This window comes from Microbacterium sp. Bi128, from assembly GCF_918698205.1.
Map to the genome: position 1 here is coordinate 1 of NZ_CAKKMM010001531.1, position 1,159 is coordinate 1,159.

Consider the following 1,159-nt stretch of genomic DNA (forward strand, 5'->3'; position numbering starts at 1 on the left):
CTCAAGCAGGCCTCGGCGCGACCGGCAGCGTCCGATCCGCAGACCGCCGACGATTCTGAGACTAAGCAGCTCAGCAAGGCCCAGAGCGCCTTGAGCAACCTGGATGATGTCCTCCAGCGGCGCCGCGCCTGATCCGCCCCGTCCTTCCGGAGATTACCCCGGGCAGCCAGCGATGGCGGCCCGGGGTTTTTCATGTCCCCGCAGCGTCGCCGGCGGGCTTCGCTGCGGTAGCCTCGGGTCATGACAAGGATCTGCGTTGCCGGTGGAACCGGGCAAGTGGGCCGAGTAGTGGTGCGCCTGGCCGTCGACGCCGGGCACGCCGTGGCCGTCCTCAGCCGCAACCCGCCGGGGGCCGGCGCCGCCGGCAACATCCCGGGCGCGGAGTACTTCCGCTCGGACGTCACGACGGGAGAGGGAATAGCGGCCGCCCTGGCCGGCGCCGACGTCGTGATCGATTGCCTGGAAGGGCGCGCCGGGAAGGCGCGCAAGAACTTCGCCGACGGCGGTGCGCGGCTTCTGGCCGCTGCACAGGACGCGGGAACGGCCAGGGCCGTCATGCTGTCCATCGTGAACTGCGATCGCAGCAACTCCTCCTTCTACCGATCGAAAGCTGCCAAAGAACACGCCTACGAGCTGTCCGGACTCGAGACCGTGGTGGTCCGGGCCACCCAGTTCCACTCGTTGCTCGCGATGATGTTCGACGCCGGCTCAAAGCTGCGGATCATCCCCGTGGTCAGAGGTGCCCGGTTCCAGCCGGTATCGCCGGCCGACGCAGCCGCGGTTCTGCTGGAGACCGCCCTTGAACCGGCGCCCGTTCCAGCCGCGGGCCCGCGGCACCGGGTACTGAACCTCGGCGGCCCCGAATCCAAAGACATGGTCGACTTTGCCCGGGAATGGCAGCGGGCCACCCGCGCAAAGGGTCAACTCGTGCGCTTCCCACTGCCCGGCACGATGGGCCGCTACCTGCGCGAGGGGTTGAACCTGGTGCCGGAGGCGCGACACGGCACCGAGACTTTCCGGGGCTGGCTGGAAAACAGCGCAGATAGTTTGTAGCCTAGGGACACCGGCAACGCCGTTCCGTCAGGACCGGCGTTGCTTCGGGGCTATAGCTCAGTTGGTAGAGCGCTTCGTTCGCATCGAAGAGGTCAGGAGTTCGAAT

General features: G+C 67.8%; 1 protein-coding gene. It reads left to right on the forward strand.

The features are described 5' to 3' along the window. Window positions 1–240: 240 nt before the first annotated feature. On the forward strand, window positions 241–1,053 hold the full coding sequence (locus LQV45_RS34295) for an SDR family oxidoreductase (RefSeq protein ID WP_230012330.1): 813 nt from the start codon (window positions 241–243) through the stop codon (window positions 1,051–1,053). The last annotated feature ends 106 nt before the right edge of the window (window positions 1,054–1,159 follow it).